This is a genomic window from Acidimicrobiia bacterium (genome assembly GCA_035651955.1).
Classification (GTDB): domain Bacteria; phylum Actinomycetota; class Acidimicrobiia; order IMCC26256; family JAMXLJ01; genus JAMXLJ01.
The window spans coordinates 35,750-54,058 of sequence record DASRES010000039.1 but is presented as its reverse complement, the minus strand read 5'-3'; the positions used below and the strand labels follow the sequence as shown (position 1 = coordinate 54,058).

The following is an 18,309-nucleotide window of genomic DNA, read 5'->3' as shown; positions in this document are numbered from 1 at the left end:
GAGCCCGAGGGCGCGAGGAGGGACCGGACGAGCGCGCGCCGGTCGGACGCGGGCGGCCACGCGACGAGCCCGACGGGCGCGTCCGCGATGCCGTCGAGACCGGCCGGCACGTCGACCACCGGGTGCACGCCGACGTCGGGCACGGGGGCGGCCTCGGGCGCGACGACGTTGGGCGGCGACGCGCTGCGCAACAGCGAGACGACCGGCCCGCACCACCGCCACGCGATCCACCCGCACAGGTCCACGAGCTCGCGGGACGGGCCGGCCGACACCGCGGCCGCGATGGGCCGGAGCCGCTCGGGTTCCGTCTCGGGCGCGACGCCGTCAGCCACGACCCAGCCGCGCACGCGCCGACCGTGGAGCGGGACGCGCACGATCGTGCCGACCGCGACGCGCGCGTCGAGCGCGTCGGGCACGAGATAGTCGAAGTCGCGGTCGACGGCCGGGACGTCCGGCCGTACGCGGACTACGCGAGCGATTCTGCGGCCTTGCGGAGCGTGTCCGCCTGCGACGTGCGCTCCCACGTGAAGTCGCGGTCGGGACGGCCGAAGTGCCCGTACGCGGCGGTCTTGCGGAAGATCGGCCGGCGCAGGTCGAGCCGGTCGATGATCGCCGCGGGCCGCAGGTCGAACTGCTCCTGGATGAGGTCGGGCAGCTTCGCGGGATCGATCTCGGACGTACCGAACGTCTCGACCATGATCGACACGGGACGCGCGACGCCGATCGCGTACGCGACCTGGACCTCGCAGCGCTTCGCGAGCCCGGCCGCGACGATGTTCTTCGCCGCGTGGCGCACCGCGTACGCCGCCGAGCGGTCGACCTTCGTCGGGTCCTTGCCGGAGAACGCGCCGCCGCCGTGGCGGGCCATGCCGCCGTACGTGTCGACGATGATCTTGCGACCCGTGAGGCCGCAGTCGGCGTGCGGACCGCCGAGCTCGAAGTTGCCGGTCGGGTTGCAGAGCACCTCGAACCTGTCGTCCGCGAACTGCTCGGGCAGCAACGGCCGGATGACGTGCTCGATCAGGTCCGGCTTCATCAGGCTCTCGATGTCGATGCCGGGCTGGTGCTGCGTCGAGATGAGCACCGTCTGCAGCCGCTTCGGGACGCCGTTCTCGTACGCGACCGTCACCTGCGTCTTGCCGTCGGGGCGCAGGTACGGGAGCACGCCGGCCTTGCGGACCTCGGACAGCCGGTGCGCGAGACGGTGTGCGAGCCAGATCGGCATCGGCATCAGGTCTTCGGTCTCGTCGCAGGCGTAGCCGAACATCATCCCCTGGTCGCCCGCGCCGATCTCGTCGAAGTGCTCGCCCGTGCCGGCGCGCTGCTCGACCGCCTTGTCGACGCCCATCGCGATGTCGGGCGACTGCTCGTCGATCGAGGTGATGACGCCGCACGTGCTGCCGTCGAACCCGTACGACTCCCGGTCGTAGCCGATCGCGCGGATCGTGTCGCGCACGACGCGCGGGATGTCGACGTAGGCGCTCGTGCTGATCTCGCCGGCGACAACGACGAGACCGGTGGTCGCCATCGACTCGCACGCGACCCGGCTCGTCGGGTCCTCCTCGAAGATGGCGTCGAGGACGGCGTCGCTGATCTGGTCGCACATCTTGTCGGGGTGACCCTCGGTCACCGACTCCGACGTGAACGTGAACGAATCCATGGATTCTCTCTCTGTGGATCAGTGATCGACGCTCACGCGCCGCGGTCTTGCTGGCGCGACCGGTCGCCGAGCAGGCGGTGCACCCTATCGAAGATGACCCTCGCGAGGTCGAGTTTCGTGAGCAGCGGCAGCTCCTCCACCGCCCCGCTCGGGTCGAGGAGCAGCGCGCGGTTCGTGTCCACCTCGAACCCGGCGTCGGCCGCGCTGACGTCGTTGGCGACCATGAGATCGACGCGCTTCGCGCGGAGCTTGTCGGCCGCGTGCTCGCGCACGCGCTCGGTCTCGGCCGCGAAGCCGACGAGCACCTGGCCGGTCTTGCGCTCCCCGAGCGCGGCGAGGATGTCGGGCGTCGGCTCGAGGACGACCTCGGGGAGGCCGTCGCGCTTCTTCAGCTTCTCCGCCGCCACGGCCTTCGGGCGGAAGTCCGCGACGGCGGCGGCCATCACGACCACGTCGACGTCGGCGTAGCGCTCGAGCACCGCGGCGGCCATCTCCTCGGCGGTCTCGACGCGGACGACGTCGACGCCGTCGGCGACCGGGCGGGACTGCGTCGTGACGAGCGTCGTCGCGGCGCCGCGCCGCCACGCCACCTCCGCGAGCGCGTGCCCCATCTTCCCGGACGACCGGTTCCCGACGTAACGGACCGGGTCGATCGGCTCGCGGGTGCCGCCCGCGGTGACGAGCACCCGCACGCCGGCGAGGTCCCGGCCCTGGTCAGCGCCCCCTTCGCGGCGAATCGCCGAGCGATTCGCCGCGAGCAGCACCTCCGCGGCGGCCGCGACGATCCGTTCGGGATCGGCGAGCCGGCCCGCGCCGACGTCACCACCGGCGAGCCGGCCCTCGTCTGGATCGACCACGTGCACCCCGCGGCGGCGAAGCGTCGCCACGTTGTCCTGCACCGCCGGGTGCTCCCACATCTCGGTGTGCATCGCGGGGGCGAGCAGGACGGGCGCGCGCGTCGCGAGCAGCGTCGCGCTCAACAGGTCGTCGGAGATGCCGGCCGCGTACCTGCCGAGCAGCTTGGCCGTCGCGGGCGCGACGACGACCAGGTCGGCGCTCTGGCCGAGCCGGGTGTGCGGGATCGGGTCGGGTCCGTCGAACAGCGACGTGCGCGCGGGCTCCGACGCGAGCGCGGAGAACGTCACGGCGCCCACGAATCGCGTGGCGTCCGACGTGAGCACGGCGGCCACGTGCGCCCCGGCGTCGACGAGCCGGCGGCACACCTCGACCGCCTTGTACGCGGCGATGCCGCCGGTCACGCCGAGGACGATCCGCCGTCCCCGCAGCACCGCATCGGCGTCGCGAGCGTCCATCGCCCGGCCTCGCCCCCGCCGGGGCAGCTACTCGGCCGGCTCCTCGCCGTCGACGGCCTCTTCGTCGGGGTCGGGACGCTCGAACTTGATCTTGTCGACCTCGATCTCCTCGAGCGCGATCGACAGCGGCTTGCGCGACACAGACGTGACCTGGGGTGGGACGATCTTGCCGAGCCCCTCGCCGAGCTGATTGTAGTAGTCGTTGATCTCCCGGGCCCGCTTCGCGGCCAGCGTCACGAGCGTGAACTTCGAGTCCACCTTGTCGAGGAGCTCCTCCATGCGGGGCTCCATCAACGTGATGCGGCGGTCGTCCATCGAGGCTCCATGTCGTCTGGTCGTCTCGGCTGCGGCGTCCCGGCCGTCCGGCCACGCCTCCGCCTCGACTCCTACGGGTGCGGGGAGGGCGCGTCAGGCCTGGTCGGCGGCACGACGGCGGTCGGTCAGGATAGCAGCGACCTCCCCGACCGCCCGATCGAGGTCGTCGTTGACGACGAGGGCGTCGAAGCGGCCGGCCAAGGCCTCCTCGGCGTCCGCCTGCGCGAGGCGCCGCTCGAGGTCGCCGGGGTCGAAGTTGGGGTCGTCGCGGTGACGGGCGAGGAACCGCTCCCGCTGCACGTCTCGGGAGGGCGGCTTCACGAAGACGAGGAGTGCCTCGGGGAACCGCTCCTTGACCGCCATCGCCCCCTGCACGTCGACCTCGAGCAGGACGTCGCGGCCGGCGTCGAGGTTGCGCTCCACGGGCTCGCGCGGCGTGCCCTTCAGGTCGCCGTACACCGCGAACCACTCGAGGAAGCCGCCCGCGTCGCGGAGCTTCTCGAACCGGTCGCGCGACACGAAGAAGTAGTCGCGCCCGTCGACCTCACCGGGACGCGGCGCGCGCGTCGTCATCGACACCGAGTACGTCAGCTCGGGATGCGTCTCGAGCAACCGCCGGACGATGGTCCCCTTCCCCGCCCCGGAGGGACCCGCGATGACGACGAGCCGGCCGCGCACGCGAACGTGACCGGATCGCGCGCGACTAACCGAAGTGCTCGAGCAGCGACGTGCGCTGGTTCGCGCCGAGGCCGCGCAGTCGACGGCTCTCGCTGATGTCGAGCTCTTCCATGATCTTGCGCGCGCGCACCTTGCCAACACCGGGCAACGACTCGAGCACGCTCACGACCTTCAGCTTCGCGACAGTGTCGTCGGTGTCGCTCACGTCGAAGAGCTCCTTCAACGACAACGCGCGGTCCTTCAGCTTCTTCTTCACCTCTGCACGCACACGCCGTGCCTCAGCGGCCTTGTCGAGCGCAGCCTGACGCTGCTCGGGTGTGAGTGACGGGGGAAGGGGCATGGGGCGGGAACCTCCGTGTCGTGACCGGACGTCCGTGAACGACTGAGGCGAGTCGGACGAGACGAAGGGTCAGTATAGGCAGGGCGGATTGACGGGCAACCCGGGACCCCGGGTGCGCGTCAGCGCAGGTGAGACGGTGTTTTCAGAGTGTCGTGCAACGACGCGACGACGTCCGCCGCGGCGCGTTCGGGACTCGCTGCGCGCGTCACCGCGCGTCCCAACACCATCCAGTCACCACCGACGGCGACAACGTCTGCAGGCGTCGCGACGCGCGCCTGATCGTCGCGCGCCGTGCCCGCCGGTCGCACACCGGGGACCATCGCGCGCAGCGACGGGTCGCGCTCCTTCACGAGGCGCACCTCGTGCGCGGAGCACACCACGCCGTCACATCCCGCGTCGATCGTCGCGTCGAGTCGCGGTGTGAACGCGCTCGTGTCGGCGTCACTCGTCAACACCGTCACCGCGAGGACGAGCGGCGCGTGATCGCGCGCGCCGTCACGCGCGCCTTCGACACCCGCGCGCAGCATCGCGACACCACCAGCCGCGTGCAGATTGAGGAACTCGACGCCGTGACGCGCGGCGGCGCGTGAGGCGCGCTCGACGGTGGTCGGGATGTCGTGGAGCTTGAGGTCCGCGAAGACGCGCAGGCCGAGGTCGTGCATGCGCGCGAACGCGACCGGTCCCGCCACCGTGTAGAGCTCGAGGCCGACCTTCGCGATGCCCATCCAGGGTGCGACGCGGCGCGCGAGGTCGACCGCGTCATCGAGGTCGTCGACGTCGAGCGCGACCGCGAGACGGTCGCGGATCTCGGGCGGGGCGACGGGCTCGGGCACGGTCATGCCGGTCTCCTCACGTCGGCCATTCCAGCGTGGCGGTCAGGTCGGCGACCCGGGCGATGGCGTGGCGGGCGCACCAGTCGACCAGGTCGTCGAGGATGCGCAGCGCGGCGCGGGGGTCGTGGAACGAGGCGGTGCCGACGCCGACCGCGGACGCGCCCGCGACGAGCATCTCGACCGCGTCGGCCCCGGTCAGCACGCCGCCCGTCCCCACGATCGGCACGCCGGGCAGCTCCCGGGCGACCTCGGCCACGATCCGCAGCGCGACCGGCTTGATCGCCGGCCCGGACAGTCCCCCGCCGCCGGCACCGAGCGCGGGCCGCCGCGTGACCGGGTCGAGCGCGAGGCCGAGCAGCGTGTTGACGAGGGTGAGCCCCGTCGCGCCGGCGCCGACCGCCGCGGCGGCGATCTCGCGCACGTCGGTCGCGTTGGGCGACAGCTTGGCGAGCACGGGGAGGCCGTCCACGGCGTCCACGACGGCGCGGGTCACCGCGGCGGTCGCGTCCGCCGAATGCGCGAACATCCGCGACCGGTCCTCGACGTTCGGGCAGCTGACGTTCACCTCGAGCGCGACGAGGTCGTCGTGGACGGGTCGCAGCATCTTCGCGGCGAGCGCGAAGTCGTCGACCGTCCGTCCCCAGATCGACGCGATCACGCGCGCGCCGCGTGCCAGGAGCGCGGGCAGCTCCTCGCTCACCCACGTCTCGACGCCCGGGCCCTGGAGGCCGACGGAGTTGAGCATGCCCGCGCTCGCCGGGTGGAGGCGCGGGGCCGGGTTGCCCGCCCACGGGAACGGCGCGAGCGACTTCGTCGTGACGGCGCCGAGCCGCGACGGGTCACACACGCGCGCGACCTCGTCGCCGTGCCCGAACGTGCCCGACGCGGCAACGATCGGGTTCGGCAGCTCGACCGGCCCGATGCGCACCCGCATGTCGACATCCCGAGCGTTCATGCGTCGCTCGTCGTCGTGGTGCAACGACCGGCGACGCATGAACGATCGGGGCACGTCAGACCTCGAGACGGAGCTGGCCGTCGCCGTGGTACTCCTGCAGCGCGCGGACGGTCGGCTCCTGCGTCGTCGCCTCCGCGATCCCGGCCGCGGCGGCGAGCGCGGCGGCGACCGTCGTGACGTACGCGACGCGGTGGACGGTCGCGGCTTGGCGGATGTGCGCGCCGTCGGCGCGCTGCGTGCGACCGCGCGGCGTGTTGACGACGAGGTCGACCTTGCCCGACGAGATGAGCTCGACGGCGTCCACGCCGACCGGTTCGCCGACCTTCGCCACGACGGACTCGACCGGGATGCCGGCGCCCTGCAGCGCGGCCGCGGTTCCCGCCGTCGCGGCGAGCGAGAACCCGAGCTCGGCGAACCGCCGGGCCGCGCGCAGACCCTCGGGCTTGTCGCGGTCGGCGAGGGACAGGAACACGGTCCCCCGGTCGGGCAGCTGGTTCCCGGCGCCCGCCTGGCTCTTCGCGAACGCGAGCCCGAACGACCGGTCGATGCCCATGACCTCACCGGTGCTGCGCATCTCGGGACCGAGCACGGTGTCGACCTGGGGGAAGCGGTTGAACGGCAGCACCGCCTCCTTGACCGCGATGTGCCCGCCACCCGCGGGCGGGTGCAGCACGCCGTCGTCGCGCAGCTCGGCGAGCGTCGCGCCCGCCATGACGCGCGCCGCGGCCTTGGCCAGCGGGACGCCCGTCGCCTTGCTGACGAACGGGACCGTCCGGCTCGCGCGCGGGTTCGCCTCGATGACGTAGACGCGGCCGTCCTTCACGGCGTACTGGACGTTGAGCAGACCGCGCACGTCGAGCGCGTCCGCGAGCGCCCGCGTGTGCTCCTCGATCGTGTTGAGCACCGCGGGGGGCAGCGTCGGCGGCGGGATCGCGCACGCGGAGTCGCCCGAGTGCACGCCGGCCTCCTCGATGTGCTCCATGATCCCGCCGATCACCACGTCGCCGGTCGCGTCACGGAGCGCGTCGACGTCGACCTCGATCGCGTCCTCGAGGAACCGGTCGATCAGCGCCGGGCGCTCCGCCGACAGCCCGCCCTCACGGCCGAGGCTCCCCGCCGCGCCCAGCTCGGCCATCGCCGTGTCGAGCCCGTCGTCGTCGTAGACGATCTGCATCGCGCGACCGCCGAGCACGTAGCTCGGGCGCACCAGCACCGGGTACCCGATGCGCGTCGCGATCTCGCGTGCCTCGTCGGACGACGTCGCGGTGCCGCCGTCCGGTTGCGGGATCCCGAGATGCTCGCAGAGCGCGTTGAAGCGCTCGCGGTCCTCCGCGAGGTCGATCGAGTCCGCAGCCGTACCGAGGACGCGGATGCCCGCGGCGTCGAGGCCGTGCGCGAGCTTGAGCGGCGTCTGCCCACCCAGGCTCACGATGACGCCGGCGACGGAGCCGCCGCCGGTCATGCCGGCGCGGTCGAGGGACTCGCACACCGCGCGCACGTCCTCCGCGGTGAGCGGCTCGAAGAACAGGCGATCGCTCGTGTCGTAGTCGGTCGACACGGTCTCCGGGTTGCAGTTGACCATCACGGTCTCGAACCCGGCGTCACGCAGCGCGAACGCCGCGTGCACGCAGCAGTAGTCGAACTCGACGCCCTGCCCGATGCGGTTCGGCCCGCTCCCGAGGATGACGACGGCCTGCTTGTCGAGCGGCGCGAGCTCGTCCTCGTCCTCGTAGGTGCCGTAGTGATAGGGCGTGCGCGCCGCGAACTCGGCGGCACAGGTGTCGACCGTCTTGTACGTGACGCCGACACCGGCATCGAGCCGGGCGTCCCGGACCCGGCCCGCGTCCGTGTGCCAGAGGTACGCGAGCTGCGTGTCCGAGAACCCGAACCGCTTCGCGCGCCGCCAGTCGGCGCGGGTCATGCGGTCGACGTCGAGCGCGGCGAGGCGATCCCGCTCCTCGACGATCTGCAGGATCTGGTCGAGGAACCACGGGTCGATGCGGGTGGCGTCGTAGACGCGCTCCACGGGGACGAACCGGCGGAGCGCGGCCTCGACCTGGAACAGCCGCTCGGGCGTCGCGACCGCCGCCGCGCGCACGAGCTCGTCGTCCGAGAGCGCGTCGTACGCGGCCTCGCCGGGGTCGCAGTTCAGGCCGGCCCGGCCCGTCTCCAGCGACCGCACCGCCTTCTGCAGCGACTCGGGGAACGTGCGGCCGATCGCCATCGCCTCGCCGACCGACTGCATCATCGTGCCGAGGACGGGCACGGCACCGGGCAGCTTCTCGAACGCCCAGCGCGGGAACTTCGTGACGACGTAGTCGATCGTCGGCTCGAAGCTCGCGGGCGTCTCACCGGTGATGTCGTTGGTGATCTCGTCGAGCCGGTACCCGACCGCGAGGCGCGCCGCGATCTTCGCGATCGGGAAGCCCGTCGCCTTGCTCGCGAGCGCGCTCGAGCGCGAGACACGCGGGTTCATCTCGATGACGACCATCTCGCCGTCCGCGGGGTTCACCGCGAACTGGATGTTGGACCCACCGGTGTCGACACCGATGCGGCGGATGCACAGAAACGCGGCATCGCGCATCCGCTGGTACTCGACGTCGGTGAGGGTCTGCGCGGGCGCGACCGTCACCGAGTCGCCCGTGTGCACGCCCATCGGGTCGACGTTCTCGATCGAGCAGACGACGACCACGTTGTCGGCGTGGTCGCGCATCACCTCGAGCTCGTACTCCTTCCACCCCGCGATGGAGTGCTCGAGCAGGATCTCGGAGACGGGGCTCGCGGCGAGGCCGCGTCCTGCGACCTCGCGCAGCTCGTCCTCGTCGTGCGCGATGCCCGTCCCGCCGCCGCCGAGGATGAACGACGGGCGCACGATCAGCGGGTAGCCGACCTCCGCGCCGACCTGCAGGGCCTCGCCGAGGCTGTACGCGAGACCGGAGCGCGGCACCTTGAGCCCGATCTCCGTCATCGCGGCCTTGAAGCGCGACCGGTCCTCCGCGGTGTGGATCGCGTCGATGCTCGCACCGATGAGCTCGACGCCGAACCGCTCGAGCACACCCGCCTCGTCGAGCGCGACCGCGAGGTTGAGCGCGGTCTGGCCGCCCAGCGTCGGCAGGATCGCGTCGGGGCGCTCCTTCTCGACGACGCGCGTCAGCGACGGCACGTCGAGCGGCTCGACATACGTCGCGTCCGCGAACTCCGGGTCCGTCATGATCGTCGCCGGGTTCGAGTTGACCAGCACGACGCGGTAGCCCTCGTCCTTCAGGACTCGGCACGCCTGCGTCCCCGAGTAGTCGAACTCGCACGCCTGCCCGATGACGATCGGGCCGCTGCCGATGATGAGGATCGTGTGCAGGTCGTCTCTTCTCGGCATCGTGCGGGTCAGCCCTCGGCCATCATCGTGGTGAACTCGTCGAACAGGTACGTCGCGTCGTGCGGACCGGGGCCGGCCTCCGGGTGGTACTGCACCGCGAACGCGGGGACGTCGCGCAGGCGGAAGCCCTCCGCGACGCCGTCGTTCAGGTTGACGTGGGTGACGTCCACCGAGCCCGGGAGCGAGTCGACGTCGACCGCGTAGTTGTGGTTCTGGCTCGTGATCTCGACGCGCCCGTCGCGCTCGTGACGCACGGGATGGTTCGCGCCGTGGTGACCGAACGGCAGCTTGAACGTCCGTCCGCCGAGCGCGAGCCCCAGGATCTGCTGACCGAGGCAGATCCCGAACACGGGGACCTCGCCCAGCAGCCTCGCGACGTTGCCGGCCACGCCCTCGACCGCGGCCGGGTCGCCGGGCCCGTTCGAGAGGAACACGCCGTCGGGCTCGCGCGCGAGGACGTCCTCCGCGGTGGTGGACGCGGGGACGACCTCGACCTGGCAACCGGCGGCCTCGAGGTGGCGCAGGATCGTCGTCTTGATGCCGAAGTCGTACGCGACGACGAGGAACGGCGCGGCCGGGTCGCCCACGCTGTACGCGGCGGGCGTCGTCACGGTGGCTACGAGGTCGATGCCGTCGGTCGCCTGCGCCTCGCTGGCCGCGATCCGCGTCGCGTGCTCGTCGGTGCCGAACGCGCCCGGCATCGCGCCGGCTTCGCGGATGTGACGGGTCAGCCGGCGCGTGTCGATGCCCGCGATGCCCGGCACGCGGTGACGGCGCAGGAACGTGTCGAGGTCGTCGGTGGCGCGCCAGTTGCTCGGCCGCCGCGCGAGGTCGCGCACGATCACCCCGCGGCACGCGGGACGGCGGCTCTCGACGTCGTCGCCGTTCACGCCGTAGTTGCCGATGTGCGGGTACGTGAACGCGATGACCTGTCCCGCGTACGACGGGTCGGTGACGATCTCCTGGTAGCCGCTCAGCGCGGTGTTGAACACGACCTCGCCGGTCGCGACGGCGTCCCCGTGCTCGTCCGCGGGCCAGCCGATCGCCTCGCCCTCGAACGTCGTCCCGTCCGCGAGGACGAGCACCGCCTCCCGGGCCGCGGAACTCACGCGCGACCTCCAACCCCTCGGCGCGTTGGTACACAAGTCGCGGTCATAGGCGCGACTTGTGTACCAACCGGGTGGGTGGGGGTCATCGCCGGGCCTCGCCGTCGACGACGACCGGTTCGCCGCGCAGGACGGTGTGGCGGACGCGGCCCGTCAGCTTCCGACCCGCGAACGGCGTGTTGCGGGCCCGGCTCGCGAGACGGGTGGCATCCACCTCCCACGTGACCGCGGGGTCGATCACGCACAGGTTCGCGGGGCGTTTCGGCGCGATCGGGCCACCGTGACGCTCCGCGATGCCCGCGATCTGCGCCGGCCGCCACGACAGCGCGCCGAGCGCGTCCTGCATCGTCAGCACACCGGGCTCGACGAGCTCGGTGAGCGTGAGCGCGAGCGCGGTCTCCAGTCCGAGCATCCCCGGTGGTGCCTCCTCGAACGGGCGCTCCTTCGACTCGGGCGTGTGCGGCGCGTGGTCCGTGGCGATGGCGTCGATCGTCCCGTCGGCGAGGCCCGCCTTCACGGCGTCGACGTCGGCCTGGGTGCGCAGCGGCGGGTGCACCTTGAACACCGGGTCGAACGACGCGCAGCGCGCGTCCGTCAGCGTGAAGTGATGCGGGGTGACCTCCGCGGTGACGGGGATCCCGCGCACCTTGGCGTCGCGCACGAGCGCGACGGCGCGCGCGCTCGACAGGTGCAGCACGTGGACGCGCGTCCCCGTGATCGCGGCGAGCTCGACGTCACGCGCGACCACGACGTCCTCGGCCGCGGCGGGACGACCCGGGATGCCGAGCCGGCTCGACCACGCACCCTCGTGCATGTGGCCGCCCCGCGCGAGCGCGGGGTCCTCGGCGTGCTGGGCGACGACCGCGCCGGGCAGCGACCGGGCGTACTCGAGCGCGCGCCGCATGACGCCGGCATCGCCGACACAGTTGCCGTCGTCCGTGAAGATCCGCACGCCGAGGCCGTGCAGCTCGGCCATCGGCGCGAGCTCGGCGCCGGCGCGCCCCTTGGTGATGCACGCCGACGCCACAACCTCGCACGCCGTACCGGCACCGCGCGCGAGCACCGCTGCCACGACCGCGGCGTCGTCGAGGGGTGGCTGCGTGTTCGGCATCGCGACGACCGCGGTGAACCCGCCGAGGGCCGCGGCGCGCGCCCCCGTCTCGATCGTCTCCGCCTCCTCGTCGCCCGGCTCGCGCAGGTGCGTGTGCAGGTCGACGAGCCCGGGCGCGACGAGACAGCCCGCCGCGTCGAGCTCGCGCGCTCCCCCGCGCAGGTTCTCGCCGACCTCGACGACGACGCCGTCGCGCACGCGCACGTCGGCGGTGCGCTCGCCCGTCGCGTCGACGACGCGCCCGCCCCGTACGACGAGCTCAGACAATGGAACCCCCCGATCCGAGCAGCGACCACAGCACGGCCATGCGCACGGCGACGCCGTTGGACACCTGCTCCGTGATGACCGACGCCGGTCCGTCCGCGACCTCGGCCGCGATCTCGACGCCGCGGTTGATCGGGCCGGGCGCCATCACGAGCGCGTCGGGCTTCAGGCGGCGCGCACGCGACTCGGTGAGCGCGTAGCGCGCCGTGTACTCGCGCAGCGACGGGAACAGCGCGTCCGACTGCCGTTCGAGCTGGATGCGCAGCAGGTACACGACGTCGAGGTCAGGGAGCACGTCGTCGAGGTCGTACGCGATCTGCGCGGACCAGCCGTCGAGCGACTCCGGCATGAGCGTCGGTGGACCGACGAGCGTGACGTCCGCACCGAGCGCCCCGAGCGCCTTCACGTCGCTGTGCGCGACGCGCGAGTGGCGAACGTCGCCCACGATCCCCACGTGCAGCCCGTCGAGCGCGCGACCGCGGTGCGTCCGCAGCGTGAGCAGGTCGAGCAGCGCCTGCGTCGGGTGCTCGTGGCGCCCGTCGCCCGCGTTCACGACGCTCGCATCCGTCCACGTCGCGACGCGGTGCGGCGCGCCGGCCGACGAGTGACGCACGATCATGGCGTCGACGCCCATCGCCTCGATGGTCATGACGGTGTCGCGCAGGCTCTCGCCCTTGTTCACCGAGGACGACCCGACGGTGAACGTCATCGTGTCGGCCGACAGACGCTTCGCTGCCGTCTCGAACGACAGGCGCGTGCGCGTGGAGTCCTCGTAGAACAGCGACACGATCGTCTTGCCACGCAGCGCGGGCACCTTCGGGATGTCGCGCCTCGTCACCTCGACGAAGCTCTCCGACAGGTCGAGGAGGTCCTCGATGCCGTCGCGCCCCAGGTCGTCGACGGACAGGAGATGCTTCACCGCGCCGCTCCCGTGCCCTCGGGTCCCCAGATCTCGATGCCGTCGGCGCCGCCGTCGACCTCCGCGAGGTGCACGCGCACGTCCTCGACGTCTGCCGTCGGGAGGTTCTTGCCGACGAAGTCCGCCCGGATGGGCAGCTCGCGGTGGCCGCGGTCGACGAGCACGGCGAGCTGCACGGCGCGCGGCCGACCCAGCTCCGTGAGGGCGTCGAGCGCGCTGCGCGCCGTGCGGCCCGTGTAGAGCACGTCGTCGACGATCACCACGACGCGCCCGGTGATGTCGACGGGGACCTCGGTCGGCCCAAGCGGCTGCACGGGGCGCAGGCCGATGTCGTCGCGGTAGAACGCGACGTCGAGCGCCCCGACGGGCACGGACACGCCCTCGAACTGCTCGATCGCGGCGGCGAGGCGCCGCGCGATCGCCGGCCCGCGCGTGTAGAGACCGACGAGCACGACGTCGTCGGCGCCGTGGTTGCGCTCGACGATCTCGTGCGCGATGCGGATCTGGGCCCGGCGCAGGTCGTCGGCGTCGAAGACCCGGATGCGGAGGACGAACGGAGCGCCGGCCGGCGTGTCGCTTCGGGCTCGGCTGTGCGCGGGCGCGGGGCCGGCGTCGGGCGCGGGCATGCGCAGTCCTCCGTAGGAACCTCACGGGATTCCCTTCACGGTCGCGGTCACCGTACCACGGGTGGCAGCCCACCCCGGCCACCCTCGGTTCCGTGAAGCGTGGCGACCACTCTGTGGCCGTGACGATTCACGGAACGGCACGCGGGCGAGTCAGATCAGAGCGCGACGCGGCGGAGGAGTTGCGCGTTGAGGGCGACGACGATCGTCGAGAGGCTCATGAGGACGGCGCCGACCGCGGGGGCGAGCGTGATCCCGGCCCACGCGAGCGCGCCCGCGGCGAGCGGGATCGCGACGACGTTGTACCCCGCGGCCCACACGAGGTTCTGCACCATCTTGCGGTAGCCGGCCTCCGACAGGCGCGCGACGGACACGACCGCGCGCGGGTCGCTCGTCGCGAGCACGACGCCCGCGGACTCGATCGCGACGTCGGTACCCGCGCCGATCGCGATGCCGACGTCCGCGCGCGCGAGCGCGGGCGCGTCGTTCACGCCGTCGCCGACCATCGCGACGCGCAGGCCACGCGCCTGCAGCGCGCCGACAGTCTCGTCCTTGTCCTCGGGGAGGATTTCGGAAATCACCTCGTCGATGCCGAGCCGCGCCCCGACCGACTCGGCGACGTTGCGCGCGTCGCCCGTCACCATCACGACGCGGACCCCGCGCCCGCGCAGCGCGTCGACCGCCTCGCGCGCCTCCGGCCGGATCTCGTCCTCGAGCGCGAGCGCGCCGACGATGTCCGTCTTGTCGCGTACGAGCGTCAGAACGGTCGTGCCGCGCGCACGCCACGCGTCGAACGCCGATTCGAGCTCGGGCGGGAGGTCGACGCCGAGCTCGCGCACCAGCGCGGGACCGCCGACCGCGTAGACCGTGCCGTCGACCGCGGCCTCCACGCCGCGTCCTGTCAATGATCGGAACCCGACTGCCCGGGGCACGTCGTCGCCACGCTGACTCCGTGCTGCCTCGACGACCGCGCGCGCGAGCGGGTGCTCGGAGTCGGCCTCCACCGCGGCGGCGAGCCCGAGGACGGTCGCGCTGTCGACGGTCCCGATGCCCGCGACGTCGGTGACGGCGGGAGCGCCCTTCGTCAGCGTGCCCGTCTTGTCGAACAGGACCGTGTCGACCGTCCGCATGCGTTCGAGCGCGAGCCGGTCCTTCACGAGGATCCCGGCGCGCGCACCGATCGCGGACGCGAGCGCGACGACGAGCGGGATCGCGAGGCCGAGCGCGTGCGGGCAGCTGATGACGAGGACGCCGACGGTGAGCCCGACCGCGCGGCCGACGTCACCGCCGATGCTCCACGCGACGAACGTGACGACCGCGGCCGCGAGCGCGACGTAGAAGAGCAGTGCTGCCGCGCGGTCTGCGAGCGCCTGGGCGCGGCTGTGCGACGTCTGCGCGTCGGCGACGAGCCGTTGGATGCCGGCGAGCGCGGTGTCGGCGCCGACGGCGTCGACGCGGACGCGCAACGCGGAGTCCGTGGCCACCGTCCCCGCGACGACACGGGCGCCGGGCTGCTTCGTCACCGCCCGCGACTCGCCGGTGATCATCGACTCGTCGACCTCGGCCTCGCCGTCGAGTACCGTCCCGTCCGCGGGGACGCGTGCACCGGAGCGCACCAGCACGACCGTGCCCGGCCGCAGGTCGTCGAGCGCGACCGTGCGCGTGTCACCATGCGCGTCGACGACGTCCGCGGTGTCCGGCAGCAGCGCGGCGAGCGCGGTGAGCGCGTCCGACGCCTGCCCCAGCGCCTTCATCTCCTGCCAGTGGCCGAGCAGCATGATCGTGATCAGCGCGGCGAGCTCCCACCAGAAGTCCTCGCTGAACCAGCCGATCGAGCTCGCCAGCGACGCGACGTATGCAACCGTGATCGCCAGCGCGATGAGCAGCATCATCCCGGGCGCGCGGGCGCGCAGCTCGTCGCGTGCGCCCGCCAGGAACGGCCGGCCGCACCAGAGGAACACGACGCTGCCGAGGATGGGCCCGACCCAACCCGCTCCCGGCACGTCGACCGGGTAGCCGAACCAGTCCGCCACCATCGGGCTCGCGACAACGATCGGCACCGTCAGCACGAGGCTCCACCAGAACAGGCGCCGGAACGCGTCGGCGTGCGACCCGTGGTCGTGGTGCCCGTCGTGCTGGCCGTGGTGCTCCATGCGCGCCACTATACCCCCTGGAGGTATCCGTCGGGCAACACTCGGAGGATGGACGTCCCCACCGTCACGTTGCGCAGCGGCGCCGCCATGCCGCTCGTCGGGTTCGGGACATGGCAGCTCAGCGGTCGCGGCGCGTACCGGGCGACGCGGGCTGCGCTCGACGCCGGCTACCGGCTGATCGACACCGCGACGATGTACGGCAACGAGGCGGAGATCGGACGCGCGCTGCGCGACAGCAGGATCGCGCGCGACGAGGTGTTCCTCACGACGAAGCTGCCGCCCGAGAACGCGGGTCGCGAGCAGGCGACGATCGACGCGAGCCTCGCCGCGCTCGGCACCGACCACGTCGACCTCTGGCTCGTGCACTGGCCACCGCGCGACCGCGTCCTCGAGCGGACGTGGGAGCGGTTCCTCTCGATCCGGGACGACGGGCTCGCGACGAGCGTCGGGGTGAGCAACCACAGCGTCGCTCAGGTCGACCGCCTCACGGCCGCGACCGGCGAGACGCCGGCGCTCGACCAGGTCCCGTGGGACCCGTCACGCTTCGACGCGCGCTTCCTCGCCGCGGCGCGGGAGCGCGGGATGGTCGTCGAGGGCTACTCGCCGTTCAAGCACACGAACCTGCGCGACGCGCGGCTCGTCGCGATCGCGCGTGCGCACGGGGTGACGGCTGCGCAGGTCGTGCTGCGGTGGCACGTGCAGCACGAGGTCGTCGCGATCCCGAAGTCGAAGACACCCGAACGCATCGCGCAGAACCTCGACGTGTTCGGCTTCACGCTGACCGACGACGAGATGCACGCGCTCGACACGCTTTCGTGAAGCGGCACCGCCACATAGGCGCGGTGACGCTTCACGGAACGGGGCGGGAGAGGTGCGCGCGGACCGCGTCGGCCTCGACGTCGAGGCGGCGGAGGAGTCCGGGGACGATCCTGCGCTCCGCCATGCCGCCGACGACGGGCGCCTTCACGACGAGCTCACCCGCGAAGAGCCGGCGCGTGCCGCCGTCCCCGTCGACCGTGAGCGTGACGTCCGCGCGGCCGTGCAGCCGTGACGGGTCGGCCTCCGCGGCGAACGTCAGCTCACCGCGACCGGCCTCGACGTCGAGGCGCAGCTCCTGCACCCACGAGAGCTTCCGGTTGCCGAGCAACCGGCGAGCGATCGGATCGAGCTGCCCGGTGTACTCGTACCGGAGCTTCAGCAGCGCGACGTTGCCGTCGCGTTCGCGCGCGACGACCTCCGGCGGCGAGAGGTCGGGCAGCTCGACGCTCGCCTCGAACGCCGGATCGACGAGGAGCGCGCCGACGTCGCGGGGTGACGCACCCGGGAACGTCTGCTCGGCCTCGAAGCGCATCGTCAGAGAACTGCCGGCTATCCGCCCGCGAGCGCGTCGACGAGCTGACCCTGCAGTGAGGTGAGCCAGCCGTACACGCTGTACCCGGCGGCCGCCGGGTCGTCCGGACGGATCTTCCCGTAGTCGAGGTCCTCGGTGACACCGAGGGCGACGCCGAGCGCGAGTCGCGCGTCGTTCAGCACGCCGAGCCACGCCTCCGACTCCTCGGGCGACAGGACGACCTCGACGCGACCGCGCGTCGTCGTCGCGCGATCGAGCGTCGTCGTGAGCAACGAGAGCGCTTCGAGCTTCGTGCGCACGAGCTCCGGATGGACGGCGCTCTGCCAGTCGTGCTCGGCCTGCTCCTCGGTCGGGTCCAGGTACGCGCGCGGGAACAGTCGTTGCCGGATCGCGTCGCCCTCCCCCGCGACGTCGGGCTCGGGTGGGGCGTCGAGGACGGGCTGGAGCTCGTCGGGCAGGCGGCGCAGCAGCTCGACCTCCTCGGGACGCAGACGCGCCACGAGCTCACCCCGACGGTTGCGCTTGAACGCGGAGAAGATCACGCGCGCACCGTCACGCGGGTGTGTCGCGTTCCATCGTCGCCCACAGACCGTGCGCGTGCAGGCGGGCGACGTCCGTCTCGGCCTTCTCGCGGTTGCCGTGCGACACGATCGCCTTGCCCTTGTGGTGCACGTCGAGCATGAGCTTCGTCGCCTTCTGGCGCGAGTAGCCGAACAGCTTCTGGAAGACGTACACGACGTACGACATCAGGTTCACCGGGTCGTTCCACACGATGACGATCCACGGCTTGTCGGTGAGGACGTCCTCGTCACCGATCGGCTCGTCGAGCAGCGGCTCGTCGAGGACGGGCTCCTCGAGCTCGGTCCCGGTGGAGCGGAGCCGCGCGATCACGGCGCGGGTGTGTCCTCGCTCGCGGGGGTGTCGTCGTCGCGGACGTGGTCGGCGATCCGACCGAGCATCCCGTTCACGAAGCGCCCGGAATCCTTGGTCGAGTACTGCTTCGCGAGCTCGACCGCCTCCGTGATGACGACGGCCGTCGGCACGTCGGGCCGGTACATCAGCTCGTAGCACGCGATGCGAAGGACGGCGCGGTCGACCGCGGGCATGCGTTCGAGCGCCCAGTGCTCCGAGAACTTGCGAAGCACGGCGTCGATCTCCTCGCGATGGTCGTCGACACCCGCGAGCACCTCGCTCGCGTAGGGGTCCGGCGCGACCGGCTGCTCGGCGAGGAGACGCTCCGCGGGCACGAGCCGCTGCTCGGCTTCGTAGCAGAGCCCGAGTGCCCGCTCACGCGCCTCGCGCCGCGTCGCCATCG

At 72.4% G+C, this 18,309-nt stretch carries 19 protein-coding genes; 1 reads left to right on the top strand and 18 read right to left on the bottom strand.

Annotated elements, in window-relative coordinates:
* From VFC33_09025 to VFC33_08960, 14 genes are all read right to left on the bottom strand, one after another.
* A partial coding sequence (locus VFC33_09025; protein ID HZR13380.1) for a hypothetical protein occupies positions 1-416 on the bottom strand: 416 nt, incomplete at its 3' end.
* A 50-nt stretch (positions 417-466) separates the two neighbouring features.
* Positions 467-1,660, bottom strand: coding sequence for a methionine adenosyltransferase (gene metK / locus VFC33_09020; GenBank protein HZR13379.1), 1,194 nt, complete (start codon positions 1,658-1,660; stop codon positions 467-469).
* Positions 1,661-1,692: 32 nt separating this feature from the next.
* Positions 1,693-2,973 carry a bifunctional phosphopantothenoylcysteine decarboxylase/phosphopantothenate--cysteine ligase CoaBC gene (gene coaBC, locus VFC33_09015; protein HZR13378.1) on the bottom strand — a complete coding sequence of 427 codons (1,281 nt, stop codon included), beginning with the start codon at positions 2,971-2,973 and terminating at the stop codon, positions 1,693-1,695.
* A 27-nt stretch (positions 2,974-3,000) separates the two neighbouring features.
* The gene (gene rpoZ, locus VFC33_09010; GenBank protein ID HZR13377.1) at positions 3,001-3,288 is read right to left on the bottom strand and encodes a DNA-directed RNA polymerase subunit omega; all 288 of its coding nucleotides are present in this window, start codon (positions 3,286-3,288) and stop codon (positions 3,001-3,003) included.
* 93 nt (positions 3,289-3,381) lie between these two features.
* A complete protein-coding gene (gene gmk / locus VFC33_09005; GenBank protein HZR13376.1) occupies positions 3,382-3,966 on the bottom strand; it encodes a guanylate kinase in 585 nt (194 codons plus the stop codon).
* A gap of 25 nt (positions 3,967-3,991) precedes the next feature.
* Positions 3,992-4,306: an integration host factor, actinobacterial type gene (mihF, locus tag VFC33_09000; protein ID HZR13375.1), complete on the bottom strand. Its 315-nt coding sequence runs from the start codon at positions 4,304-4,306 to the stop codon at positions 3,992-3,994.
* Between the two features lie 119 nt (positions 4,307-4,425).
* Complete coding sequence (pyrF, locus tag VFC33_08995; GenBank protein HZR13374.1) at positions 4,426-5,145, bottom strand: orotidine-5'-phosphate decarboxylase; 720 nt, start codon at positions 5,143-5,145, stop codon at positions 4,426-4,428.
* 10 nt (positions 5,146-5,155) lie between these two features.
* Positions 5,156-6,094, bottom strand: a complete 939-nt coding sequence (locus tag VFC33_08990; GenBank protein HZR13373.1) for a dihydroorotate dehydrogenase — start codon at positions 6,092-6,094, stop codon at positions 5,156-5,158.
* Between the two features lie 55 nt (positions 6,095-6,149).
* Positions 6,150-9,467, bottom strand: a complete 3,318-nt coding sequence (carB, locus tag VFC33_08985; protein HZR13372.1) for a carbamoyl-phosphate synthase large subunit — start codon at positions 9,465-9,467, stop codon at positions 6,150-6,152.
* An 8-nt stretch (positions 9,468-9,475) separates the two neighbouring features.
* Positions 9,476-10,576 carry a glutamine-hydrolyzing carbamoyl-phosphate synthase small subunit gene (carA, locus tag VFC33_08980; GenBank protein HZR13371.1) on the bottom strand — a complete coding sequence of 367 codons (1,101 nt, stop codon included), beginning with the start codon at positions 10,574-10,576 and terminating at the stop codon, positions 9,476-9,478.
* A gap of 82 nt (positions 10,577-10,658) precedes the next feature.
* The gene (locus VFC33_08975) at positions 10,659-11,951 is read right to left on the bottom strand and encodes a dihydroorotase (protein HZR13370.1); all 1,293 of its coding nucleotides are present in this window, start codon (positions 11,949-11,951) and stop codon (positions 10,659-10,661) included.
* Complete coding sequence (locus VFC33_08970) at positions 11,944-12,867, bottom strand: aspartate carbamoyltransferase catalytic subunit (GenBank protein ID HZR13369.1); 924 nt, start codon at positions 12,865-12,867, stop codon at positions 11,944-11,946. Before VFC33_08970 ends, VFC33_08975 begins: the two co-directional genes overlap by 8 nt.
* Positions 12,864-13,493: a bifunctional pyr operon transcriptional regulator/uracil phosphoribosyltransferase PyrR gene (gene pyrR, locus VFC33_08965; protein ID HZR13368.1), complete on the bottom strand. Its 630-nt coding sequence runs from the start codon at positions 13,491-13,493 to the stop codon at positions 12,864-12,866. Before pyrR ends, VFC33_08970 begins: the two co-directional genes overlap by 4 nt.
* Positions 13,494-13,648: 155 nt before the next feature.
* Entirely contained in the window at positions 13,649-15,643 is a 1,995-nt protein-coding gene (locus VFC33_08960; GenBank protein HZR13367.1) for a copper-translocating P-type ATPase, read from the bottom strand.
* A gap of 48 nt (positions 15,644-15,691) precedes the next feature.
* Between VFC33_08960 and VFC33_08955 the strand changes: the two genes are divergently transcribed.
* Positions 15,692-16,462 carry an aldo/keto reductase gene (locus VFC33_08955; GenBank protein HZR13366.1) on the top strand — a complete coding sequence of 257 codons (771 nt, stop codon included), beginning with the start codon at positions 15,692-15,694 and terminating at the stop codon, positions 16,460-16,462.
* 31 nt (positions 16,463-16,493) lie between these two features.
* Here VFC33_08955 and VFC33_08950 read toward each other — a convergent pair whose 3' ends face one another.
* Genes VFC33_08950 through nusB form a run of 4 tightly spaced genes read right to left on the bottom strand, consistent with a single transcriptional unit; the run spans position 16,494 to position 18,307 of the window.
* Positions 16,494-16,994: a DUF2505 family protein gene (locus VFC33_08950; protein ID HZR13365.1), complete on the bottom strand. Its 501-nt coding sequence runs from the start codon at positions 16,992-16,994 to the stop codon at positions 16,494-16,496.
* A 17-nt stretch (positions 16,995-17,011) separates the two neighbouring features.
* Positions 17,012-17,536, bottom strand: a complete 525-nt coding sequence (locus tag VFC33_08945; GenBank protein ID HZR13364.1) for a DUF2017 family protein — start codon at positions 17,534-17,536, stop codon at positions 17,012-17,014.
* Between the two features lie 10 nt (positions 17,537-17,546).
* A complete protein-coding gene (clpS, locus tag VFC33_08940; protein HZR13363.1) occupies positions 17,547-17,825 on the bottom strand; it encodes an ATP-dependent Clp protease adapter ClpS in 279 nt (92 codons plus the stop codon).
* Positions 17,826-17,881: 56 nt separating this feature from the next.
* Positions 17,882-18,307: a transcription antitermination factor NusB gene (gene nusB / locus VFC33_08935; GenBank protein HZR13362.1), complete on the bottom strand. Its 426-nt coding sequence runs from the start codon at positions 18,305-18,307 to the stop codon at positions 17,882-17,884.
* Positions 18,308-18,309: the final 2 nt, after the last annotated feature.

Coding starts and splice junctions, on each gene's coding strand:
- metK (HZR13379.1), bottom strand. CDS start 1,660: ATGGATTCGTTCACGTTCACGTCGGAGTCGGTGACCGAGGGTCACCCC.
- coaBC (HZR13378.1), bottom strand. CDS start 2,973: ATGGACGCTCGCGACGCCGATGCGGTGCTGCGGGGACGGCGGATCGTC.
- rpoZ (HZR13377.1), bottom strand. CDS start 3,288: ATGGACGACCGCCGCATCACGTTGATGGAGCCCCGCATGGAGGAGCTC.
- mihF (HZR13375.1), bottom strand. CDS start 4,306: ATGCCCCTTCCCCCGTCACTCACACCCGAGCAGCGTCAGGCTGCGCTC.
- pyrF (HZR13374.1), bottom strand. CDS start 5,145: ATGACCGTGCCCGAGCCCGTCGCCCCGCCCGAGATCCGCGACCGTCTC.
- VFC33_08990 (HZR13373.1), bottom strand. CDS start 6,094: ATGAACGCTCGGGATGTCGACATGCGGGTGCGCATCGGGCCGGTCGAG.
- carB (HZR13372.1), bottom strand. CDS start 9,467: ATGCCGAGAAGAGACGACCTGCACACGATCCTCATCATCGGCAGCGGC.
- pyrR (HZR13368.1), bottom strand. CDS start 13,493: ATGCCCGCGCCCGACGCCGGCCCCGCGCCCGCGCACAGCCGAGCCCGA.
- VFC33_08960 (HZR13367.1), bottom strand. CDS start 15,643: ATGGAGCACCACGGCCAGCACGACGGGCACCACGACCACGGGTCGCAC.
- VFC33_08955 (HZR13366.1), top strand. CDS start 15,692: ATGGACGTCCCCACCGTCACGTTGCGCAGCGGCGCCGCCATGCCGCTC.
- VFC33_08950 (HZR13365.1), bottom strand. CDS start 16,994: ATGCGCTTCGAGGCCGAGCAGACGTTCCCGGGTGCGTCACCCCGCGAC.
- nusB (HZR13362.1), bottom strand. CDS start 18,307: ATGGCGACGCGGCGCGAGGCGCGTGAGCGGGCACTCGGGCTCTGCTAC.